The organism is Limosilactobacillus sp., from assembly GCF_022482365.1.
Taxonomy (GTDB): domain Bacteria; phylum Bacillota; class Bacilli; order Lactobacillales; family Lactobacillaceae; genus Limosilactobacillus.
Window position 1 is genome coordinate 668,644 of sequence record NZ_JAKVPE010000001.1, and the last position, 20,479, is coordinate 689,122.

The window sequence follows — 20,479 nt, forward strand, 5'->3', positions numbered from 1 at the left end:
TCAACCCTCCTGGTCATCATTTTTGCCGATTAGAACGGTGATATTGTCGGGACCACCAGCCGCGTTTGCCAGTTCAACCAACTGGGCGCACTTGGCTTTTAAGGAAATGTCCTGATCCAAAACCTTTACCATCGTGCTCTTTTCAACCGTCTTAAAGAGGCCGTCCGAGCACATCAAAAGCTGGTCACCCGGGTTAAATTCAAACCGGTTGACCTCAATTCGGGCATCGGGGGAAATCCCAATTGCCCGGGTAATAATGTTGCTCTGGGGCAATTTGAGGGCCTCGTCCTCCGTAATGTCACCGCTCTTTACTAATTCGTTCACCAAGGAATGGTCGGTCGTCACCTGGGTCAGCATATCCTGATGCAGCAGATAACCCCGACTATCACCGATATTGGCAACCACCAGCGTTTTTTCAAAGGCGATCGCCGCCACCATCGTGGTTCCCATTCCTTGATAGATCATTTTTTCTTTTGATTTTTTAAGTATTTGATCATTAATAATTTGAACTTCCCGGGCGAACCACCGAATTGCTTCGAGGGGGTTCTCGGGACTGTCCAGCTTAAAACGATGGCCGAGCCGCTTGACCGTCATCTCGGCGGCTACATCACCACTGAGGTTGCCACCAATTCCATCGGCAATCACCACTAACTGGTGACCGTTCTTGTCGGTGTATTGGGCAACCCGGTCTTGGTTTTGCGACCGCCGCCGGCCAATGTCTGTTTGAAAGGCAATTTCCATGATTGTTCGTGATTCCCTTCTAGTATTTTCGCCGGAGACTGCTAATGAAGAAGCCATCGGAAGAAAAATCGGATGGCAAAATCGTGAGGGTCGCTGACGCTCGATCATCTTTAACGCCCCGCGTCGTCTGGGTCCTAACTAGTTCAAAATTCGGGTGGGTTGCCAAGAACTGGCGAACCGTGCCCTCATTTTCCTGATCCAGAATCGTACACGTGCTGTACGTTATTATACCGCCTTTTTTGACCTTTGGGGCCACTGCCGCCAAAATTGCCCCTTGAATTTTGTGCAGCTGCTCGCTGTCACCGGGTTGCTTGGTGTAGCGAATTTCCGGTTTGCGCCGCAGGAGGCCAATTCCGCTGCAGGGCGCATCGACCAGGATCTTATCAAAACTTTCGTCGGCAAATTCATCCCCCACCTTGCGGGCATCAAGGGTGTGGGTCACCACCCGGTCCGCCAGGTGCAGGCGCCGGGCGTTTTTCTCAATCAGGCGCGTCTTGTGCTGGTGAATGTCCAACGCGTCCACCTGGCCCGACTGCAAACGGGCCGCGATCTGGACCGTCTTTCCCCCGGGCGCCGCGCAGGCATCGAGGACCCGATCGGCAGGTTGGACGTTCATGCTGTCCACGGCCAGCATCGCGCTCTCGTCCTGAATGGTGATCGCCCCGGTGGCAAAGAGTGCGGTATCGACGACCTCTCCTTTGGTGATTACCAGGGCGTCTGGGGCCACCACGCTCGGTCGGTATTCGATTCCGGACTGATCCAGGGCCCGTTCAACGCTGGCGAGGTCACTGACCGCCGGGTTGACCCGGATCGAAACGTGGGCCGGCTGGTTAATGGCAGCGAGAATGGCTTTGGTTTGTTCGGGGCCGTACTGCTCACTGAGCTTGGCCACCAGCCACTGGGGGACACTGCTTTCGATCGACAGGCGCTCAACCGGGTCCTTGATTTGATCAAAACCGGCCAAGCCCTGGCGCAGGATGGCGTGGAGCACCCCGGTGACGAACTTGCGAATCCCGGGATTGCCCCACTGCTTGGCCAGCTCAATGCTTTCGTTGGTCACCGCCCAATCCGGCACCCGATCCAGGTAGTGATACTGATAGATCGACATCAACAGCAGCGTTTCGACCCAGGAATCCAGCTTGCGGTGCACGAAGGGGGCCAACCAGTACTTCAGGGTCAGCTGGTGTTGGAGCACCCCGTAGACAATGTTGGTGGCCAGTCGCCGGTCGCTGTCCTTCAACTGCGTTTTGGAAAAGAGCTGGTTCAGCTGGAGGTTTGAGTAGGCCCCGTTTTGGAAAACGCGGTCCAGCGCCGTCAGGGCCACACCCCGGGCCGAGCTTAATTCTGGTTGCTTAGTCTTCTTCACTGACTGCTTGAACTCCCTTCTGCAAACCCTGGTGACCGTTTAGGTAGGCGGTGATGTCCATTGCCTGCTTGCCGGCTGGCTTGAGCTTATTGATTTGGTAGGTGGTCCCCTGGCCAGCCGCTAAGACCAGTTGGTGCTTCGTTGCCCGCACGACCTGGCCGGCTGGCAGGTCGGTGGTCTCATCCAGCGGGGTAACGTCATAGATCTTGGTCCGCAGGCCGTCGAGAATCATGTTGCCCAGGGGCGCCGGCCGCAAGCCCCGGACCTTATCATCAATCTGCTGGGCCGTCATCCGGTAGTCGATCCGTTCCTGCTCGCTGGAAATGTTCGGCGAGAAGACCACCTTGTCCGGATCCTGGGCGACCGGGTGAACGTCGCCGGCAATCAGCTTCGGCAGGGTCTCTAACAGGAGATCCCGGCCGAGGATGCTCAGCTTTTGAAACATTGTCCCGGCATCATCGTCCTTTTCGATCGGGATGGCCCGCTGTGCAATCACGTCGCCGGCATCCATCTTCTTGACCATGTACATGATCGAGACCCCGGTTTCGGCGTCCCCGTTGATGATTGAATACTGAATCGGTGCCCCGCCCCGGTACTTTGGCAAGAGTGAACCGTGAACGTTGATCGCCGCAATCTTGGCCGCGTCCAGCAGCTTGGTCGGCAGGAACTGCCCATAGGCCGCCGTGATCATTAGGTCCGGCTGGAGCTCGATGATCCGTTCCATTTCGGGACTCTTGTTCAATTTAGCTGGCTGGAGCACTGGAATGTCGTACTTGACGGCCAGCTGCTTGACCGGTGAAGCGTGGAGGACGTGCTTGCGGCCAATCCGGTGATCCGGCTGAGTCAGGACCGCCTGGACATCGTATTCCGGCGCATCAATCAGGCTTTGCAGAATCGGCACCGCAAAGTCCGGGGTTCCCATGAAGACAATTGAAGTTGACATTGATAACATCCTTTCGTTTACATGAAGTACTGGGGGTCCGGGTCGATACTGACCTGGACGTCTTTGAATCCCTTTGCCTGGGTTTCCTGAAGAATTTGTTGGAGGGCCGAGTGCAGGTGGGGATCCTTCTTATATTTAATGACAATCTGGTAATAGTAGCGCCGTTTCATGCGGGCAATTGCCCGGGGCGTCGGTCCCAGGACGATCGTCGACGGTGCCAGCTTGGCGGCTAATTCCTGGCGAATGTGCGCCATCGCCCGGGCCGCGGCGGCCTCTTCAGGGTGGCTAGCCATCAGGCGCACCGTGTAGTAGTAAGGCGGATAGCCGGCCTGGTGGCGGAGGTTCATCTCCTGACGGAAAAAGCGCTCGTAGTCGTGGGCCTGGGCATCCTCGATCGCATAGTGATCGGGGTTAAAGGTCTGGATAATCACCTGGCCCTGCTTGTTGGCCCGGCCGGCCCGGCCACTGACCTGGCTCAGCAGGTCAAAGGTGTGCTCGCTGGCCCGAAAGTCGGGCAATCCCAGTCCGGTGTCGGCGTTTAACACCCCCACCAGCGTGACGTTAGGAAAGTCCAGTCCCTTGGCAATCATCTGGGTTCCGAGGAGAATGTCGGCCTGCTGCTGGCCAAATTGACGCAGCAGCTTTTCGTGCATCCCCTTGCGCCGGGTCGTGTCGACGTCCATCCGAATAATCCGGGCCTGGGGCAGCAGGCGGTTCAATTCCTGCTCGACCTTCTCCGTCCCCGTCCCGTAGTAGCGGATGTGCCGACTATGGCAGTTGGGACAAACCTGGGGGATCGGCTCCTCGTGACCACAGTAGTGACACTTCATCGTCCTGGTGTCCATGTGGAGGGTCAGCGAGATGTCACAGTTAGGACACTTTAAGACGGTTCCGCAATCGCGACACATCATGAAGGACGAAAATCCCCGCCGGTTGAGCATCAAGATGCTTTGTTCATGCCTCTGCAGCCGCAAATCCAGGGCCTGCAAAAGCGGCAGTGAGAAGTTGCTCTCCCCTTGCCGCTTGATTTCCGGCCGCATGTCGACCACCTTGATCGGCGGTAAGGGCTGCTGGTTAACCCGGTGGGGCAGCCGGAGGAGCTGGTAAACGCCCTTGAGCGCCCGCGCCCGGCTCTCCAGGCTGGGCGTGGCCGACCCGAGGATCAGCGGGGCCTGATGGTAGCGCGACCGCCACTTGGCGACCTCACGGGCATGGTAGCGTGGCGCGTCATCCTGCTTGTAGCTGGTCTCGTGCTCCTCATCCATGATAATGATCCCGAGGTTTTGCAGCGGAGCAAAGACGGCCGAGCGGGCACCGACCACAACTTTGGCCTGGCCACGCTCAATCCGGCGCCACTCGTCGTACTGCTCACCGTTGGACAGGCCACTGTGGAGGACCGCCACCTGGGAGCCAAATCGGCGCCGAACACGGTTGACGATCTGCGGCGTCAGCGAAATTTCCGGTACCAGCATTAGGGCGGTCCGCCCCGCCGCCAGTGCCTTGGCAATCGTTTGGAGGTAGACCTCCGTCTTTCCACTGCCGGTCACGCCCTGCAGGAGGAAGGTCTGGGCACTTTGATCTTCAACTGCCTGGTTGATTCGCCCAACGGCCGCTTGCTGATCACGGTTTAAGTGCAGGGGAGCCTCCAGGTGGTCGTCGTCCACGGGTTGCTCATAGGGATTGCGGTAAACCTCAATTGGCACCTTCTTCAGCCAGCCTTTCTTGGCTCCCTGGTTAAAGGTCCCCGCTTTTAGCTGGGCAACGTGCTCGGCCGTCGTCTGCTTAACCTTCTTGCCCACAATGCTCTGCAGGTAGGAGAGCAGGCGGCTCTGGGCATGGGCGTTGGGGTGCAGTGAAGTCCGGGCGTCCTCGAGCTGTTCAAATGTCAATAGCGGCGTAATCCCGGTCACCGTTTTGGCCCGGGCCCGATTGGTCAGCCGATAGTCGATCACGACCCGCTTTTCCCGCTTAAGTTTCAGCAGCTGGCTCATCTTGGTCGGATCATCCTGGAACTGGCTCAGGTCACACTCGTCCTTGCCGTCGAAGAGGTCAAACAGGGTCTGTTCGTCGACCTCATCAACGAGGCGGACAACCCGTTCGGCCTTGGACTTCAGCATGTTTGGCAGCATCGTGTAGAGACAGGAGATCCAAAAGGAGTAGGTCGTATCTGCCAGCCAGGAGCTGAGCTTGAGCAGCTCCGTGTTGACGACCGGTTGAACGTCCATCACGGCACCGATCGGCTTCAGCTCTCCCTGATAGTCCGCATGATCCGTGAAGCCAACCACGAAGCCCTGGACCTGGCGATGACCATTGCCAAAGGGCACGGCCACCCGCATGCCAACCTGGAGCTGGTGGGCAAGCTGTGGCGGAACCTCATACGTGTAGGGCTGGTTGGTCTGCATCGTCGGCACGTCAACGACCACCTGTGCTAGTTCCGCCATCTAATCACCTCACTTCATCCTTTCCGCAATTAATTTAATCAATCGCTGGGCCACCGTTTCCTTGGTCAGCCGCGGCCAGGCCAGCGGCGCCTCGCCAACACGTAGAATAGTAACCTGATCCTGGTCGCTGCCAAAGGCACTGTCCTCGCCGGCCACGCTGTTGGCAACGATCATGTCGGCTCCCTTCTTGGCCAGCTTGTGTTGCGCGTTGGCCAGCAAATCCTGCGTCTCGGCCGCAAAGCCGACTACCACCTGGTCCGGCCGCTTGGTTTGGGCCACGGTCTTTAAGATATCGACCGTCTCCGTCAACTCGAGGGTCCAGTCCTGGTGGCCGGGCGTCTTCTTCACCTTTTGTTCGGCGACCCTTAGCGGCCGGTAGTCGGCCACCGCCGCCGCCATTATCAGAGCATCGGCGATCGGGAAGGCCTCCTGGACCGCCTTTAGCATGTCACTCGTCGTGAGCGCAGGAACAATCGTAATGTTGGCCGCCGCCGGCAAGTCAACGCTGACCTGTCCGGCAATCAAAGTCACCTGAGCACCGGCCGTTGCGGCGGCGCGGGCAATTGCCACGCCCATCTTGCCGCTGGACCGGTTGCCGATGTAGCGCACCGGATCCAACGGTTCTCGGGTGCCCCCGGCGGTAACCACCAGGCGCTTGCCAGCCAATAATTGGTCCTGATTCAGGCGGTCCTGAATTGCGTCGACAATTGCCGCCGGTTCTGGCAGACGGCCCTTTCCAGCGTAACCCTCGGCTAGGCGACCGGTGACCGGCTCAATGATCGTCACACCGTCGCCCTTCAGCTGGCGCAGGTTCCGCTGGATGGCCGGCGCCTGCCACATGTGGCTGTTCATCGCCGGTACCACCATCTTCGGGGCGCTGGTAGCCAGCAGGGTCGTCGAGGCGGCATCGTCGGCCAGGCCGTTAGCCATCTTGGCCAGCAGGTCGGCAGAGGCCGGCACCACCACGGCTAATTGTGTCCAATCCGCAAGCTCGATGTGGGGAATCGGCCGCGTCTGATCTTGCCAAAGATCGGTCAGCACCGGGTACTTGGTCAAAGCAGCCAGGGTGGCCGGACCGATCAGCTGGGTGGCTCCCTTGGTCATCACAACCCGGACCGTGTGCCCCCGCTTCTGCAGGCCCCGCACGACCTCAATTCCCTTGTAGGCAGCAATGCTTCCTGAAATGTATACCGTAACCTTTGCCATCATGTCACCCCGTTTAATTTTCTACCCACTGATTATATCATCAAATGGCACTAAAAAAGAGGATTGCTCCCGGCCAGTGGCTAGGAACAGTCCCCGTAAAATTGCATCCGTGCTCGTTAATCTTGCAAGTCTTCCGTCTCGTCCGGATCAATCGTGACCTTGCCGGCCAGGATTTCTTCCAGGGCCTTCCCAACGGACTTGCTGGATTCGTAATGATCAAGCAGCGGGGCGGAACCGGTGTCCAGTTCGTGTGCCCGCTTGCTTGCCAGCATCACCAGCGAGTAACGAGAGTCGATCCGCTTCAATAATTCGTCAACTGATGGATAAAGAATCATTTTCTTGAGTCTCCTAACATTTCAAGATACCGTGGCATTACCCGGGTAACCCGCAGCCGTTCCGTCCGGATAATGTCCTTGATTTTTTCAACCGCCCGCGGAACCTCGTCGTTTACAACCGCATAGTCGTAATTCTGCATCATCTGGATCTCGCCAAAGGCCTTGTGGATCCGCTTGTTGATGACGTCCATGCTGTCGGTTCCCCGGTTGATCAGCCGGTGCTTCAATTCGTCCAGGTCGGGTGGCGTCAGGAAGATAAAGACCCCGTCCGGAACCTTGGAACGAACCTGCATGGCACCGTTGACTTCAATCTCCAGGAAGACGTCCTTCCCGGAATCCAACGTCTCATTAACATATTTTAATGGGGTACCATAATAGTTGTCAACATACTTGGCGTATTCCAACATCCCACCGGTTTGAATCTCGTGTTCGAACTGTTCCTTAGTAACGAAGTAGTAGTCGACCCCGTTCACTTCACCCGGGCGCGGCTTCCGCGTCGTCATCGATACCGAGTACTGAAAGTCATTGTCTTTTGAATCAAAAATTGCCTTACGGACGGTCCCCTTACCAACGCCGGACGGTCCCGAAAGGACAATTAACATACCACGATTTGCCATTAGATTGCTCCCTCATCGAAAAATTAACGTATTAGTAACTATAATGCACTAAAAAGCCCGATAAATCAACCGACCAAGATGGAATCATTAAAATTCAATCTTGACCCTTGCATTTCTGAACGGATGTTCGTATACTATAAGCACAAACAAATGTTCGGAGGCATTCGCACGATGCAACAGTTTAACCAACCTACCCTTATTAAAAAAGCCCCACAGCTCCTCAACCAGACCATTCACCGTCTGTTCGATAGTGAAGCACCGACCCAGCAGGTCCAACTCCTTCATCCCCAGCCGGCAAGTCAGCGCCAGCTTTTTCTCGACCGGGTCATCCGCGACCAGTGGACCGTCTTCTTTCAATTAATGCCGAAGACCGCGGAGGGATACCCGGTCAATGTCTACGGACGGGTTAAGCAATTAACCGCCGACCGTTTCCTGATTTCCAGCAAGAACACTGTCTACGTGGTCACGTTCGACCAGATTCGCTATATCGCTAACCTCTAAGCAGCCGCAACGTGCCAGCCGAAAGCTAAAAAGACGTTTATCCATTTTCAGGGTAAACGTCTTTTTTTGTGTCTTAGTTCTGGTGCGGATGGGCCATTTCCAACAATTCCTGGGCGTGTTCCCGGGTCAATTGGGTGACCTTTTCACCCGAGAGCATCCGGGCCAGTTCATCAACCCGCTGTGTTTCACTCAGGATGGTTACCTTAGTAGTTGTCCGGTTGTCGTGGACGCCCTTCTTGATCAAGAAGTGGTGCTGGGCCACCGCCGCCACCTGCGGCAGGTGGGTGATACACAGCACCTGGGAGTGGGCGGCAATCACCTTGATCTTGTCGGCAATTGCCTGGGCCACCCGGCCACTGACCCCGGTGTCAACCTCGTCGAAGATAATGCTGGTTACGCCCTCATTTTGGGCAAAGATCGTCTTGAGGGCCAGCATGATCCGCGAGAGTTCCCCGCCGGAGGCAATCTTAGCCAGCGGCCCCATGTTTTCACCCGGGTTGGTGCGGATGTAGAATTCCACCTCGTCAATCCCGGTCGGCGTAAATTGATCGGCCGGGTGGTTGGCAAAGTGGACCTCAAAATCCGCCTTGGACATGTACAGTTCCTGAAGCTGCTGGTGAACCCGTTTGGCCAGCTCGTGGGCCGCGTGCTGCCGCACCTGACTCAGCTGTTTGCCGAGCTGCTTAAGCGAAGCAGCCGAGGCCTTCAGCCGGGCCTCAAGGTCGGAGTTGTCATCCGCGGCCGTCTCCATCGAGTCCAGTTCGCGCTTAATCTTGGCATAGTAAGCCAAAACATCCTTCACCGTGTCACCATACTTATGCTCCAGATCGCCAATCGTCGTCAAGCGCTGGTCGATCTCGGCTAAGCGGCCATCGTCAAACTCCAAAAGGTCGAGCTGGGAGCCGGCCTCGTTAGCCACGTCCTGGAGGGCATAGTAGGCGTCGTTGAGTGACTTGCTGAGCTGGTCGTAGGCATCATCAAAGTCAGCGATGCCGTTGATGGCGTCCATGACCGTTGCGATCTGGTCCAGCACCGGGGCCTCCCCCTCGTTGAAGGTAGCAACCGCCTGTTGGAGCGCGTTGTTGATCTGCTGGAAGTGCTCCAGCCGATCGCGCTCGCTGGTCAGCTCGTCCTCCTCGTTTGGCTTCAGGTTGGCCGCCTCAATTTCCTTGACCTGGTAGCGCAGCATGTCGAGGCGCTGCGCCCACTGCTGCTCGTTGGCCTGCTTCTTGTTGACGGCCGCCTTGAGCTTAACGTAGTCCTGGTAGTGGGCCTGGTATTTCTCCAGAAGGGGCGTCACCGCTTCCGCAGCAAACTGGTCCAGCATCCCCAGGTGCGTTTCCGGCTGCATCAGCCGCTGGTGCTCATTTTGCCCCTGAATATCAACCAGGTGGGCGCCAATCCTACGCAGCATGGTGGTATTGATCAATTCACCGTTGACCCGGATCGTGTTTCGTCCGTTGCGGTGAATCTCCCGGGAAATGATCAGGGTGCCGTCCTCATGATCAATCCCCAGCTCGTCGAGGAGCCGGTCGAAGCTCGGGTCATTTGGAATGGCAAACTGGCCCTGGACGTTGAGCTTATCTTCGCCCCGCCGGATGTATTCTTGCGAGCCCCGGCCACCGGCGAGGAGCCCGACCGCATCGATAATGATCGACTTCCCGGCCCCGGTTTCCCCGGTAAGGACCGTCATTTGGTCGGCAAACTCCAGGGTCAGGTGCTTGATGATTGCTAAATTATCAATTGTTAATTCCTGAAGCACGTGCTCACCCTACCTTATTGATTAGCCAATTCCTTCAGTTGCTGACAGAGTTCCTTGGCAGCCTCCGCGGAAACGCAGACAATCAGAACGCTGGCGTCATCACCAATCGTCGTGAAGATCGTCGGGTAGTTGACCCGCCGCAATAAGACCGCCACCACGGGGCCATTCCCCGGATGGACCGTCATGGCAATGAAACGATCGCTGACCTTCAATTGCTCCAGGCTATCCTGGAGGACATCCATCAGCTGCATCTCATCGCTCTGCCGATGATAGGTCGGCAGGTCATACCGGTAGCCGCCATCCTCGGCGGGGATTTTCACCAGCTGCATTTCCTTAATGTCACGGGAAATTGTCGCCTGCGTTACCCGCAGGCCCATTTCATTCAGGCGCTTAACCAGGTCTTCCTGTCGCTCAATGCTTTCGCTGGTGATGATCTCCTTGATTTTTTGCTGACGCTCAGCCTTTTTCATAAATATCCCTACTTTTCTATTGATTTAAATCGGCATCCGCTGCGGCCAGGACCTGGTCAATATCAACGTTCGCAGCCGTTTTCCCCGGTCGATCCGCGAGCTTAAGGTGAACCAAAAATTCGATGTTCCCCTGACCGCCCTTGATTGGCGAGTAGTCCAGGTCCAAGACATCGAAATGATCCTCGTTGGCAAAGTGGAGAACTTCCTCCAGGACCGCCCGGTGAACGCTATGGTCACGAACAATCCCGTGCTTGCCGACGTGCTCCTTGCCCGCCTCGAACTGGGGCTTAATCAGGGCTACGACCTCGCCACCCACCGGCAGAATCTGGGCCAGTGGCGGCAGGATCAGCCGCAGTGAGATGAAGGAAACGTCGATCGAGGCAAACTCGGGCTGACCGTGGGTGAAGTCTTCTAATTTACTGTAACGGAAGTTGGTTTGCTCCATGACCACCACCCGCGGGTCTTCGCGCAGCTGCCAAACCAGCTGGTTGGTCCCCACGTCCAGGGCATAGCTCAGCTTGGCCCCGTTTTGCAGCATCACGTCGGTAAAGCCACCGGTCGAAGAGCCAATGTCTAAGACCGTCTTGTCCTTAACACTGATGTTAAACACTTTTAAAGCCTTGGCCAACTTCAAGCCCCCGCGACTGACATAGGGCATCTTGTGCCCCTTCATGTGGAGGGTGGTGGTTACCGGAATCTTTTGGCCGGGCTTATCAAGCCGTTCGTTGTTCTTGCCCAGGATTTCGCCGGCCATCACCGACCGCTTCGCCTGTTCACGGGAATCAAATAATCCCTGTCTTACTAATAAAACGTCTACTCGTTCTTTTTCCATCCTTAATTCCTTTACAACTTAAAATACGCGAGAAACTGATCGTACCCGGCAAATGACTTCCCAGTCAGCTCACTCAGGCTTTGCTGTGCCTGCCGGGCCTGATCCAGGGCGAGCTGAAGCTGTTGCTTTGCTCCCCCAACCCCCAGCAAGCCCGGGTAGGTGTTCTTGTGCTCGCCGGCATCCTTGTGAACGTGCTTGCCCATCTGTTCCGTGGTTCCCAGGACATCCATCAAATCATCGTAGATCTGAAAGGCCAGACCAAACTGGGCCCCAAAGTCGGCCAGAGCAGCCTTGACGGGCCGCGATTGCTCCGTAATGATTCCCCCGGCCAAAACGGCGTAGCGCAGCAGGGCGCCAGTCTTTTGGCGGTGCAGGTAGCGCAGCTGGTCCAGGTTTAGGCTTTGGTGCTCACCCTCGATGTCCCGTGCCTGACCGGCCACCATCCCAGCGGGACCAGCCGCCTGGGCAAGGGCCAGGGTTAATTCGGCCCGCACGGCGGGTGATAAGTGATTATCACTCACCCATTGAAAGGCCAGGGTCAACAGGCCGTCGCCGGCCAGGGTCGCCATGCCAGCACCGAACTTGCAGTGGTTAGTTGGCTTCCCCCGGCGCAGGTCGTCGTTGTCCATCGCCGGCAGATCATCGTGGATCAGCGAATAGGTGTGCAGCAGCTCCAGGGCGGTGGCGGCGTGCATGACGTCCGCGTCCACTTCGCCACCCAGCATCTGAACGGTTGCCAGGGTCAGGGCCGGCCGCAGCCGTTTGCCACCCGCCATTAGCGAATAGTTCATCGATTCGTAGAGCGTCTGCTGATCAACGTCGGCCTTTAGGTGCGCGGCGAGGTAATCATCAATCTGTTTCTTCAATTCAGCAAGCGAAGCAACCATTTCTTCTTACCCCTTTACCGAATCGCCGCTGCCAAAGCCACGGTTGCCACCGCCGTTGTTGCTCGGGTCATCGGTGTTGTTTTCATAAACCTGCTCGTTGCCGTCGTCGTCAATCAGGTGCCCCAGCGTCTTTTCGGCACTGGTCAGCTTGTTTTGCAGGGACTTTGAAAGCTTAATCCCCGTCTGGAACTGTTCTAGCGCCTCCTCTAGGGGGGTGTTGCCCTGTTCCAGCTGGTTGACGATCTGCTGCAGCTGGGCGAGCTGTTCCTCAAAGCTTGGTTCTTTTGTTGCCATGATTAGTTAATTCTCCTTGATTTTCGTAATCTCTGCGTCCGCCTGGCCATCGGCAAAGTGCAGCTGAACGTGCTGGCCGGCCGTCAATTGCTTGGCCTGGCTGACCACCCGCTGGTCCTTCGTCACGTATGAATAGCCGCGACCCATGATTTTCAACGGGCTCAGTGAATCCAGCTGCCGGATCAGGCTCTGCACCTGTTCCTGGCGGCGCTGGTAATTGTTCACCATCCCGGTCTGCAGCTGCTTGTTCAATTGCGAAACGAGCTGCTGATCCTGCTTAACCCGGTGCAGGGGCGACTGGTTCATTAATTGGCCCGTCACCGTCTGAACCTGGTTGTGGAGGCGCAGGAAGGTCTGTTGTTCCAGCTGGACTAATTGTTGGCTTAGCTGATCGACCTTCTGGGTATAGTTTTCGTATAAGCGCTGCGGCTGCTGGAAGATATAGCTCTGGGTCTGCTTAGCCAGCTCCTTTTTGGCAAATTCAATCCGGTTGCGCATGGCATTGGCCAGCCGCCGCTGACTGTCCTGAATGGCCAGCAGGGTATCGGTCAAAACCGGGGTAGCCAATTCGGCCGCCGCGGTCGGCGTAGCGGCCCGGCGATCGGCCACCAGATCGGCAATCGTCGTGTCGGTTTCGTGGCCGACCGAGGAAATCACCGGAATCTTGCTGTTGGCGATGGCCCGGGCGACGATCTCCTCGTTAAACGGCCAGAGGTCCTCGATTGAGCCCCCACCGCGGCCGATGATCAGGGTGTCAAAGTCCCCCCGCTCGTTGGCCCGGTTAATCTGGCGGGCGATGTCGGCCGCGGCCTTTTCTCCCTGAACAACCGTCGGGTAGAGCACCACCTGGGCGATCGGGTAGCGCCGGCGCACGGTGGTGTTGATGTCGCGGATTACGGCTCCGTCCAGGCTGGTCACCACGGCAATTCGTTTTGGAAAAAGCGGCAGCGGCTTCTTAGGCAGGTTAAAAAGCCCCTCCTGTTGGAGCTTCTTTTTCAATTGCTCAAAGGCAACGTACAGCGAGCCAACCCCGTCCGGTTCCATCTGATCGATGTAGATCTGGTAGCGGCCGCTGCGTTCGTACAGGCCGACGTGGCCGACCACCAGCAGCTTCATCCCCTCCTCGGGACGAAACTTAACCTGGCGAAACTCACGCTCAAACATCACCGCGTCGATTACGGCATGGTCGTCCTTCAAACTGAAGTACTGATGCCGCTGCCGCAGGCGAAAGTTCGAAAGCTCACCGGTCAGGTAGACGGTCCGCAGGTAAGGGTCGCGGTCAAACTTCAGCTTCAAATACTTCGTCAGCTGGCTGACCGTCAGGTACTTACTCCTATCCATTATGCCGCCACTCTGCCATGTCGACGGTCTGCTGCATCAGGCTGGCGATGGTCATTGGGCCAACGCCACCGGGAACGGGCGTGATCAGCTTGGCAACCTTGCTGACATTCTCGAAGTCAACATCCCCAGTAAGCTTACCAGATGCCAACCGGTTGATGCCAACATCAATTACCACGGCACCTTCCTTAACGTCCTCTTCCTTAATCAGGTGCGGGGAACCGGCAGCAACGATCAGGATATCTGCCTGGCGGGTAATGGACGGCAGATCAACGGTATGAATGCTGGTCAGGCAGGTCGTGGCGTTGGCATTGTTGAGGAGGGCGGCCATTGGCTTGCCGACCAGGATGCTCCGGCCAACAATCACGGCGTTCTTCCCCTCCAGCTCAACGTTGTAGCGGTCGAACATGGTCATGACGCCCCGCGGGGTGCAGGCTACCGGATAGTGGCCCGGCTGGTTAGCGTACAGCTTGCCGAGGTTCAGCGGGTGCAGGCCGTCCACGTCCTTGTCGGGACGGATGGCATTGGTGATTGCCAACCCGTCCAGCTGGTCAGGCAGTGGTTCCTGAACCAGGATACCGTCGATTGAATCGTCCGCGTTGTACTGCTCAACGGCGGCCATCACCGTCGCCTGGTCGACGTCAGCGGGGAACTTCTTCAGGATCGACTTGAAGCCGAGCTTGGTTGCCTTGCGGTGCTTGTTGCGGGTGTAAATTTCACTCGCCGGGTCATCACCCACGAGGATCACCACGATTCCGGGCTGAATCCCCTGTTCGAGCAGCTTATCGACCCGCTGCTTGGTCTCCTGATTAACTTCCTTTGCTAACTGTCTTCCGTCAATAATCTCTGCCATTATAAATCCTCCTCTAAAAAACTAGATATCGGTCTTTATTCTAACATGTTTTACGCCTTTAACGGAACTATTCCATAGTAAAACGCTGATTTCGTTCGTTTTTGAAGAAATCAGCGTTTTGTTAGCTTACTTTTCCAACTGTTGTTCGAACTTCCCCAGGGCACCGTTGATGAACTTGCGGGACTTGTCGTTGCTGAAGGTCTTGGTGAGCTCCAGGGCCTCATTAATCGCTACGGCAGTTGGTACATCATCAACGTACTGCATTTCAAACAGGGCTAACCGCAAAATTACCAGGTCGGGCTTGGCAAGGCGCCCGATCGTCCAACCGGAGGCCAGCAATGAGCTGATTTCTTGATCAAGCTCGCCCTGATGTTCGGAAACTCCCTCGACCAGGGTCTGCAGGTAGGCGGGAATCTCCTTGCGGTCGTGATGCGGAATCGACTGGTAGATCGTCGCTAAGTCCGCGTCAGAATCGGTCTGCAACGCGAACAAAACCTGAAAGGCTTCCTCACGAATCTGGTGTCGATTTAAGCTCATTGATTGTTCCCCGCTTCCTTGTCATCTTTCTTTTCGCCAAAAATATCGTTCGGGTCCACGGACTGGTCCTGTTCTGCAGCCACCACGCCCTTGACGTGCACGTTGACCTCAGTAACCTTCAGACTGGTCATCAGGGCCACCTGCTGCTTAATCCGCTTCTGGATCAGTTCAGCAACCTTCGGAACGGAAACCCCGTATTCAACGTAAACGTCGACGTCAATCGTCAAGTCGTCATTGTTGTTGACAATTTTTACGCCACGCCGAAAGTCAGAACGGCCCAGCAGCTCACTGACGCTGCTGGCAAAGGAGCCGTACATCTTGGAGACGCCCTCTACCTCGCTGGCGGCAATACCAGCGATGATTTCTAATACCCGTGGGGCGATCTGGATCGTTCCCAGGCTTTGATCATCGTTATTGAGGATAATCTTTGAATCTTCTGCCATTATTAGTCCTCCACTTCTCTTCGCGATTAGGGATCACCCTAATTTTAGATTACTTATTCTATTTTGCACTAAACAACCCTAAAAATCAATGTTCACCGGTCAGTTGGAAGCTGTCGATCAGCTTGGAATGATGATTATACCAGTCGTGAATCACCAGGTCCAGCTGGTGTACCCGGAATTCGCCAAAGGGCAGCTGAGCATCCGCCTTCAACCGTTGCAGCAATTGTGTCCGTTGCTCCAGGGGATGGGCAAAGCGGGCTACTGTGACGTGTCCCGAAATCGTCGGGTAGCGTTCCGCCAGCGGCAGGCCCGCGTCTGCCAGGCGTTTACGCAACTCCTGACGGAAGACGGCGAGGTTGGCGGAGTAGGTTCCCTTCACCATGATGGCACCAGGACTGGCGATCAGACCCGCCAACTGCCAGTCGAATGGTGCGGTCTGGGCAGCCAACTTTTGAACGACGGCACAGTATTCTTTGAGGGGAACCGTTGACCAGTCAATATCGGGCCGGGCGCCTAGCAGGTCCATGACGGTGATGTGCATGTCCGCGGCCGGGTAGTAATAGCTATCCGGCGCTAATTGTTTCAAGCTCTGCAAGCTGAAGCTGATGTTGCGACTCAGGTGGGCGGGCAGGTGAATGAGCAGGGTTAATCCGCGCCGCCCATCTATTTTTTGCCCCGCCAGGTAGGAATCAAGCTCCTCTTTTCCCTGCTCGATGGCGCTTCGTCCCCGCTCATCGATGGCAGCATAGAGGCGGGCAAGCTCTTCCATTTTATTAATCATCGACGATCACCAGCTCGGTCGGCGCCGTCGTCAATACCCGCGGTCCGCCGTGGGTTACCACCACGTCGTCCTCAATTCGGACCCCACCGAGCTCTGGAACATAGATGCCGGGTTCGACCGTGAGCACCTCGTTGTTGACCAGCTGAACGTCGCTGGCATTGGGGCCATAGCTGGCAGGCAACTCGTGGACGGCCAGGCCGATACCATGGCCCATTCCGTGGTTAAATTCGTCATCATAACCGGCGTCGGCAATCACCTGCCGGCCCGCTGCATCCAGCTTGTCCCCGTGAATGCCCACCTGAACATGATCGATCACCTGCTGACGAGCGGTGTTGACGATCTCGTAAATGTCCCGCAGTTCCGGATCGATGGAGCCGACGGCAAAGGTCCGCGTCATATCGGCGGTGTAGCCATCAACAAAGTAGCCAAAGTCAAGGGTTACGACGTCGCCATCGGCAATCAACTTATCACTGGCCGTCGCATGCGGCTTGGCCGAATTGGCACCGCTGGCCACAATCGTCGGGAAGGAAGCGCCACTTGCGCCATGCTCCTTCATCCAGAAGTCGAGCCGGTTGGCCAACTGGCGCTCGCTGATTCCTGGATGAACCTGGGTCAGCAGGTACTGATAACCCTGACTGGCCAGGTCGGCAGCTCGTTGCAGCCGAGCAAGTTCATCGCTGTCCTTGATCAGCCGCATCTTCTCAATCAGGTTGGTAAAAGGAACGATGTCTGCTTCCATCACCTCGTCCAAGATGTCGTAGAGGCGGTAGGAAACCGTATCCTCATAGCCCAGCACCGTTACCTTAAGGGCCTTGCAGATTCGATTGAGGGCCCCGTAGTAATCGCGGGTGATCGTCGCCACAACCTCATCGTTTTCGAACTCGGCTAAGGCCAGCTCGTAACGATCATCAGAAACGATGATCGCATTGTTGGTCGTGACGAGCAGGTAGCCATCGCCAGCCATCAGTTGAAAGCCGGTTAGGTAAAAGATGTTTGCGGGATCGGTAATGACAAAGGCGTCCAAGTACAGCTTGGGCAAGCGCTTTTGTAGACGTTCAATTCGGGTCATTGTTTTCTCCTCCAGCCGTTTTCTTCCATTATACTTTAGAATTCGGGTAAACAAAAAAGCACCGCTCTAATAAGCAGTGCTTCTTATTGATTAAGCTTCAACCGGGTAAACGGATACCTTACGGTTGTCACGGCCCATGCGTTCAAACTTAACAACACCGGCGATCTTTGCGTAAAGGGTATCGTCACCACCACGGCCGACATTTTCACCTGGGTGAATGTGCGTACCACGTTGACGGTAGATGATTGAGCCAGCAGTTACGACAGAACCATCAGCAGCCTTGGTACCAAGACGACGACCAGCTGAGTTCCGACCGTTGGCAGTGGAACCGCCCCCCTTGTGGTGGGAGAAGAATTGCAAATCCATAATCATAGTTGTTCACCTCCGGAAATGAACTATTTTAACATTTGAACTTCAATGTTATCAGGATAGCTTTCCTGGATGTCTAAAAGGCCATTCTGGAAAGTTGTAAGCAGGAGCTGACTATCGTGGTCCACTCCCAACCCGGTGACCTCCAAAAAGCCACCGTTAGCACTGTCCTGCTTCACCTGCGGCTGGGACTTTACAACCTGTTCCAAACCGTTGATCGTGGAGATTGACAGTGCCGAGACCGCTGCACAGACGATGTCCTGACCATAAGGACCAGCATCGGCATGCCCGGTCATCTTAAAAGCGGTGATTCGCTGATTCGCATCATGCTGAAAGCTTGCGTGAATCATGACCTCACCTCCGCATTAAGCGTTAATCTTGTCGATCGTTACCTTAGTGTATGGTTGACGGTGACCTTGCTTAGTGTGGGTGTGCTTCTTTGGCTTGTACTTGAAGGTTACAACCTTCTTTTCCTTGCCTTGCTTTTCAACAGTACCTTCAACAGCGGCACCGTCAACGTATGGCGTACCAATCTTGGTGTCGTCACCGCTGACCAGGATTACCTTGTCAAAAGTTACCTTGTCACCCTGCTTAGCATCAAGCTTTTCAACGAAGATTGACTTACCTTCTTCAACCTTGTATTGCTTGCCGCCAGTAACAATAATTGCGTACATATTGTGCACCTCCTTAATATCTAAGACTCGCCGAATCAAGCAGCTAATGCTTTGAACTTGATAACGCGCGGTTGTAGTTGTTGGTTCACAAATACAACGTTTGTATAATAGCAAATTTTATGAGCAGCGTCAACCAAAAAGTTAAAAAACGGCAGTCACCGCTACAGTGACTGTCGTCAGACCGTTCTGGCTAGATCTCTTCTAAAACCGACTCTTTCTCGCCACCAAAAAAGTCGACTAGCGGAGCGCCCTCCCGGTTAAGCGTATCAAACATCTTCTCGGTGCTCTGGGTCATGTAGCGTGAGGTGTAGATCATTTCATCCTCAAGCCAGTGACTGATTAATCCAAGAAACGCTGAAACAATGAAGGAAATCTGCAAATTTACAGGGACCATAAGCTGTTTTTGATTATCATTAACAACATTACCATAAGTGGTCAAATAATCGGCCAAGCGATTGTAGAACTGTTCGTAGAAGCCGGTATTATTTTCGTTATTCAAAAGAACATCAAAAATATCGGCATTGTTTTCAATATACTGAAATGCCTTCTGCAGAGAAATTACCTGCACCGTCCGCTCTTTTGACAAGCTATAGTCCTCGCTATCAACCATTACCTGGTCAAAGAAGTCATCAAGGATGTCCTTCATGGCAGACTCAATAAAGTCTTGTTTGTCACGATAATGGAGATAGAAAGTTCCTCGGGTGATGTTGGCAGTTTCAGTGATCTTCTGCACGCTAATATTTTCGATCTTTTCACGACGCATCAGATAAACAAGAGCCTTGCGTAAACTATTACGAGTTTTGATCACGCGCGGGTCTGTTTTATTAACAGCCATAAATCATCATCCCTTCATTATAAGCTTAAGTTCCCCCTTATTGATATACTTCTACCTATGTAAAGTATAATGACTATGAAAGCGCTTTGTCAAATAATAAGGCTATTTATTCTAATAAAAAAATTATAGAGGATGAAAGGCCGTTGACATGACTGGTAAACAGATTATATACTTAATTCTGTTTGGGACGATAGCTCAATTGGATAGAGCATCGGTCTTCTAAACCGAAGGTTGTGGGTTCAATCCCCACTCGTCTCATTGAATCCGAGCTAAAAAAGCCCGGTATATCAACATTTAAAAATTTAATGGTGTGCAGAAAGTGTGCCATTGGTGTGTCAAAGCTTCAGTTTCTTGGAAATTGAGGCTTTTTTATGTTCATTTAGTTAATAATTGTTTAAGATCACCCAATTAATGTTACAAACTCATTGCAAATTTTGGCATTAGTAACAATAATGTTATATAGAAGATGTTTTGAGGTGATTAATTATGTTACCATTTGCAATTATTGTTTTAATTTTAGTTGGCTCAATCGTCGGCAACGTGATTTCCAATCTTCAGGAACCTGGCAAGCACAGTGCTGCCGCCCACGATCGAAACGCGTAATTTGATTTACTTCATAAAAAAGATCCTGGTTCAAAAATGAATCAGGATCTTTTTATCTATTCGGCGAACTCAGCGTGTAAGTCCCGCATCAACTGCTGGTAACTTGTCTCGATATCAGCTGGTTGAAGGCCAAAATCAACTATTCCCATCTTGAGCAGGAGGTGCCAGGCGTGGCGAAAGTCCTCCTGACGATGGCTATAGTAGGCCCCGCTCAAGAAATGTTTGACCGCCAGGTATTCCTTATTGAGGTCCGCCAACTTGGTCGAAGGCTGGGCCTTAACAATCCGCTGCCAGGTTGGCTCGTCCATCACCACCAGCTGGGTCCACTGTTGCTTGGCACTGTACAAGAGCATCAAGGCTAGGCTCTTCAGGTAGTGATCTTTAAGTCCCGCGCGATCAACCGGCGCCTTGGTGAGCACCTTTGCCCAGGCCCCATCTTCGGCAAAGGCCGCTAGCTGCGTATCAAGCCAAACGATGATCGTCTGCCGACGCGCGTCTGGGCCAATCAACAGTTCCTGGTGATCGTCAATCGCGTATTCCAAGTCGACCACCGCGTGCAGCATCTTCGTAATATCTAACACA

The 20,479-nt window shown here is 54.7% G+C and carries 24 protein-coding genes, 1 tRNA gene and 1 other annotated feature; of the genes, 2 read left to right on the forward strand and 23 right to left on the reverse strand.

The genetic code is table 11. The features are described 5' to 3' along the window. The 7 genes from LKE23_RS03165 to gmk all read right to left on the reverse strand — a co-directional run bounded on the left by LKE23_RS03165 (window position 1) and on the right by gmk (window position 7,649). The gene (locus LKE23_RS03165; RefSeq protein WP_291978047.1) at window positions 1-741 is read right to left on the reverse strand and encodes a Stp1/IreP family PP2C-type Ser/Thr phosphatase; all 741 of its coding nucleotides are present in this window, start codon (window positions 739-741) and stop codon (window positions 1-3) included. Window positions 742-760: 19 nt separating this feature from the next. Further along, window positions 761-2,107, reverse strand: a complete 1,347-nt coding sequence (gene rsmB / locus LKE23_RS03170; protein ID WP_291978048.1) for a 16S rRNA (cytosine(967)-C(5))-methyltransferase RsmB — start codon at window positions 2,105-2,107, stop codon at window positions 761-763. Continuing rightward, window positions 2,094-3,050: a methionyl-tRNA formyltransferase gene (gene fmt, locus LKE23_RS03175; RefSeq protein ID WP_291978049.1), complete on the reverse strand. Its 957-nt coding sequence runs from the start codon at window positions 3,048-3,050 to the stop codon at window positions 2,094-2,096. Before fmt ends, rsmB begins: the two co-directional genes overlap by 14 nt. A 17-nt stretch (window positions 3,051-3,067) precedes the next feature. After that, entirely contained in the window at window positions 3,068-5,491 is a 2,424-nt protein-coding gene (priA, locus tag LKE23_RS03180; RefSeq protein WP_291978050.1) for a primosomal protein N', read from the reverse strand. Between the two features lie 9 nt (window positions 5,492-5,500). Beyond that, the gene (gene coaBC, locus LKE23_RS03185) at window positions 5,501-6,697 is read right to left on the reverse strand and encodes a bifunctional phosphopantothenoylcysteine decarboxylase/phosphopantothenate--cysteine ligase CoaBC (protein ID WP_291978051.1); all 1,197 of its coding nucleotides are present in this window, start codon (window positions 6,695-6,697) and stop codon (window positions 5,501-5,503) included. A gap of 116 nt (window positions 6,698-6,813) precedes the next feature. Continuing rightward, window positions 6,814-7,032: a DNA-directed RNA polymerase subunit omega gene (gene rpoZ / locus LKE23_RS03190; protein WP_291978052.1), complete on the reverse strand. Its 219-nt coding sequence runs from the start codon at window positions 7,030-7,032 to the stop codon at window positions 6,814-6,816. After that, on the reverse strand, window positions 7,029-7,649 hold the full coding sequence (gmk, locus tag LKE23_RS03195; RefSeq protein ID WP_291978053.1) for a guanylate kinase: 621 nt from the start codon (window positions 7,647-7,649) through the stop codon (window positions 7,029-7,031). Before gmk ends, rpoZ begins: the two co-directional genes overlap by 4 nt. Before the next feature lie 171 nt (window positions 7,650-7,820). On the opposite strand from gmk, the gene LKE23_RS03200 reads away from it, so the two are divergent. Then, window positions 7,821-8,150, forward strand: a complete 330-nt coding sequence (locus LKE23_RS03200) for a hypothetical protein (RefSeq protein WP_291978054.1) — start codon at window positions 7,821-7,823, stop codon at window positions 8,148-8,150. 73 nt (window positions 8,151-8,223) lie between these two features. On the opposite strand, the gene recN is transcribed toward LKE23_RS03200, so the two are convergent. The 15 genes from recN to LKE23_RS03275 form a co-directional block, all read right to left on the reverse strand. After that, on the reverse strand, window positions 8,224-9,912 hold the full coding sequence (gene recN, locus LKE23_RS03205) for a DNA repair protein RecN (protein WP_291978055.1): 1,689 nt from the start codon (window positions 9,910-9,912) through the stop codon (window positions 8,224-8,226). Between the two features lie 14 nt (window positions 9,913-9,926). After that, entirely contained in the window at window positions 9,927-10,382 is a 456-nt protein-coding gene (locus LKE23_RS03210) for an arginine repressor (protein WP_291978056.1), read from the reverse strand. A 16-nt stretch (window positions 10,383-10,398) separates the two neighbouring features. Continuing rightward, window positions 10,399-11,214 (reverse strand): TlyA family RNA methyltransferase, encoded by an 816-nt coding sequence (locus LKE23_RS03215; RefSeq protein WP_291978057.1) that lies wholly within the window; start codon window positions 11,212-11,214, stop codon window positions 10,399-10,401. Between the two features lie 11 nt (window positions 11,215-11,225). Then, window positions 11,226-12,101: a polyprenyl synthetase family protein gene (locus LKE23_RS03220; RefSeq protein WP_291978058.1), complete on the reverse strand. Its 876-nt coding sequence runs from the start codon at window positions 12,099-12,101 to the stop codon at window positions 11,226-11,228. A gap of 6 nt (window positions 12,102-12,107) precedes the next feature. Next, the gene (locus tag LKE23_RS03225) at window positions 12,108-12,395 is read right to left on the reverse strand and encodes an exodeoxyribonuclease VII small subunit (RefSeq protein ID WP_291978059.1); all 288 of its coding nucleotides are present in this window, start codon (window positions 12,393-12,395) and stop codon (window positions 12,108-12,110) included. A 6-nt stretch (window positions 12,396-12,401) separates the two neighbouring features. Then, window positions 12,402-13,736 carry an exodeoxyribonuclease VII large subunit gene (xseA, locus tag LKE23_RS03230; protein ID WP_291978060.1) on the reverse strand — a complete coding sequence of 445 codons (1,335 nt, stop codon included), beginning with the start codon at window positions 13,734-13,736 and terminating at the stop codon, window positions 12,402-12,404. Continuing rightward, entirely contained in the window at window positions 13,729-14,586 is an 858-nt protein-coding gene (gene folD, locus LKE23_RS03235; RefSeq protein ID WP_291978061.1) for a bifunctional methylenetetrahydrofolate dehydrogenase/methenyltetrahydrofolate cyclohydrolase FolD, read from the reverse strand. The genes xseA and folD overlap by 8 nt, the downstream gene beginning before the upstream one ends. A gap of 126 nt (window positions 14,587-14,712) precedes the next feature. Next, on the reverse strand, window positions 14,713-15,123 hold the full coding sequence (gene nusB, locus LKE23_RS03240; protein ID WP_291978062.1) for a transcription antitermination factor NusB: 411 nt from the start codon (window positions 15,121-15,123) through the stop codon (window positions 14,713-14,715). Continuing rightward, window positions 15,120-15,566 (reverse strand): Asp23/Gls24 family envelope stress response protein, encoded by a 447-nt coding sequence (locus LKE23_RS03245; protein WP_291978063.1) that lies wholly within the window; start codon window positions 15,564-15,566, stop codon window positions 15,120-15,122. Before LKE23_RS03245 ends, nusB begins: the two co-directional genes overlap by 4 nt. Window positions 15,567-15,651: 85 nt before the next feature. Continuing rightward, a complete protein-coding gene (locus LKE23_RS03250) occupies window positions 15,652-16,347 on the reverse strand; it encodes a 2'-5' RNA ligase family protein (protein ID WP_291978064.1) in 696 nt (231 codons plus the stop codon). After that, on the reverse strand, window positions 16,340-17,416 hold the full coding sequence (locus tag LKE23_RS03255) for a M24 family metallopeptidase (RefSeq protein WP_291978065.1): 1,077 nt from the start codon (window positions 17,414-17,416) through the stop codon (window positions 16,340-16,342). The genes LKE23_RS03250 and LKE23_RS03255 overlap by 8 nt, the downstream gene beginning before the upstream one ends. 90 nt (window positions 17,417-17,506) lie before the next feature. Next, complete coding sequence (rpmA, locus tag LKE23_RS03260; protein ID WP_291978066.1) at window positions 17,507-17,788, reverse strand: 50S ribosomal protein L27; 282 nt, start codon at window positions 17,786-17,788, stop codon at window positions 17,507-17,509. Window positions 17,789-17,811: 23 nt separating this feature from the next. Further along, the gene (locus LKE23_RS03265) at window positions 17,812-18,135 is read right to left on the reverse strand and encodes a ribosomal-processing cysteine protease Prp (protein ID WP_267202276.1); all 324 of its coding nucleotides are present in this window, start codon (window positions 18,133-18,135) and stop codon (window positions 17,812-17,814) included. 15 nt (window positions 18,136-18,150) lie between these two features. Continuing rightward, a complete protein-coding gene (gene rplU, locus LKE23_RS03270) occupies window positions 18,151-18,459 on the reverse strand; it encodes a 50S ribosomal protein L21 (RefSeq protein WP_267202277.1) in 309 nt (102 codons plus the stop codon). A 13-nt stretch (window positions 18,460-18,472) separates the two neighbouring features. Then, window positions 18,473-18,542, reverse strand: a sequence feature (ribosomal protein L21 leader region). Between the two features lie 107 nt (window positions 18,543-18,649). Then, on the reverse strand, window positions 18,650-19,294 hold the full coding sequence (locus tag LKE23_RS03275) for a TetR/AcrR family transcriptional regulator (protein WP_291978067.1): 645 nt from the start codon (window positions 19,292-19,294) through the stop codon (window positions 18,650-18,652). 184 nt (window positions 19,295-19,478) lie between these two features. Here LKE23_RS03275 and LKE23_RS03280 point away from each other — a divergent pair. Continuing rightward, window positions 19,479-19,552, forward strand: a tRNA-Arg gene (locus LKE23_RS03280). A gap of 401 nt (window positions 19,553-19,953) precedes the next feature. Here the strand turns inward: LKE23_RS03280 and LKE23_RS03285 are convergent. Further along, window positions 19,954-20,478 (reverse strand): hypothetical protein, encoded by a 525-nt coding sequence (locus LKE23_RS03285; protein ID WP_291978068.1) that lies wholly within the window; start codon window positions 20,476-20,478, stop codon window positions 19,954-19,956. Between the last annotated feature and the right edge of the window lies 1 nt (window position 20,479).

What these genes read in the sequence shown, in the direction of transcription:
- LKE23_RS03255 (WP_291978065.1), bottom strand. Translation starts at nt 17,416, where the DNA reads ATGACCCGAATTGAACGTCTACAAAAGCGCTTGCCCAAGCTGTACTTG.
- LKE23_RS03215 (WP_291978057.1), bottom strand. Translation starts at nt 11,214, where the DNA reads ATGGAAAAAGAACGAGTAGACGTTTTATTAGTAAGACAGGGATTATTT.
- LKE23_RS03210 (WP_291978056.1), bottom strand. Translation starts at nt 10,382, where the DNA reads ATGAAAAAGGCTGAGCGTCAGCAAAAAATCAAGGAGATCATCACCAGC.
- LKE23_RS03250 (WP_291978064.1), bottom strand. Translation starts at nt 16,347, where the DNA reads ATGATTAATAAAATGGAAGAGCTTGCCCGCCTCTATGCTGCCATCGAT.
- folD (WP_291978061.1), bottom strand. Translation starts at nt 14,586, where the DNA reads ATGGCAGAGATTATTGACGGAAGACAGTTAGCAAAGGAAGTTAATCAG.
- LKE23_RS03225 (WP_291978059.1), bottom strand. Translation starts at nt 12,395, where the DNA reads ATGGCAACAAAAGAACCAAGCTTTGAGGAACAGCTCGCCCAGCTGCAG.
- LKE23_RS03245 (WP_291978063.1), bottom strand. Translation starts at nt 15,566, where the DNA reads ATGGCAGAAGATTCAAAGATTATCCTCAATAACGATGATCAAAGCCTG.
- rpmA (WP_291978066.1), bottom strand. Translation starts at nt 17,788, where the DNA reads ATGATTATGGATTTGCAATTCTTCTCCCACCACAAGGGGGGCGGTTCC.
- fmt (WP_291978049.1), bottom strand. Translation starts at nt 3,050, where the DNA reads ATGTCAACTTCAATTGTCTTCATGGGAACCCCGGACTTTGCGGTGCCG.
- coaBC (WP_291978051.1), bottom strand. Translation starts at nt 6,697, where the DNA reads ATGGCAAAGGTTACGGTATACATTTCAGGAAGCATTGCTGCCTACAAG.
- LKE23_RS03220 (WP_291978058.1), bottom strand. Translation starts at nt 12,101, where the DNA reads ATGGTTGCTTCGCTTGCTGAATTGAAGAAACAGATTGATGATTACCTC.
- rpoZ (WP_291978052.1), bottom strand. Translation starts at nt 7,032, where the DNA reads ATGATTCTTTATCCATCAGTTGACGAATTATTGAAGCGGATCGACTCT.
- LKE23_RS03165 (WP_291978047.1), bottom strand. Translation starts at nt 741, where the DNA reads ATGGAAATTGCCTTTCAAACAGACATTGGCCGGCGGCGGTCGCAAAAC.
- gmk (WP_291978053.1), bottom strand. Translation starts at nt 7,649, where the DNA reads ATGGCAAATCGTGGTATGTTAATTGTCCTTTCGGGACCGTCCGGCGTT.
- LKE23_RS03275 (WP_291978067.1), bottom strand. Translation starts at nt 19,294, where the DNA reads ATGGCTGTTAATAAAACAGACCCGCGCGTGATCAAAACTCGTAATAGT.
- xseA (WP_291978060.1), bottom strand. Translation starts at nt 13,736, where the DNA reads ATGGATAGGAGTAAGTACCTGACGGTCAGCCAGCTGACGAAGTATTTG.
- LKE23_RS03200 (WP_291978054.1), top strand. Translation starts at nt 7,821, where the DNA reads ATGCAACAGTTTAACCAACCTACCCTTATTAAAAAAGCCCCACAGCTC.
- nusB (WP_291978062.1), bottom strand. Translation starts at nt 15,123, where the DNA reads ATGAGCTTAAATCGACACCAGATTCGTGAGGAAGCCTTTCAGGTTTTG.
- priA (WP_291978050.1), bottom strand. Translation starts at nt 5,491, where the DNA reads ATGGCGGAACTAGCACAGGTGGTCGTTGACGTGCCGACGATGCAGACC.
- rplU (WP_267202277.1), bottom strand. Translation starts at nt 18,459, where the DNA reads ATGTACGCAATTATTGTTACTGGCGGCAAGCAATACAAGGTTGAAGAA.
- LKE23_RS03265 (WP_267202276.1), bottom strand. Translation starts at nt 18,135, where the DNA reads ATGATTCACGCAAGCTTTCAGCATGATGCGAATCAGCGAATCACCGCT.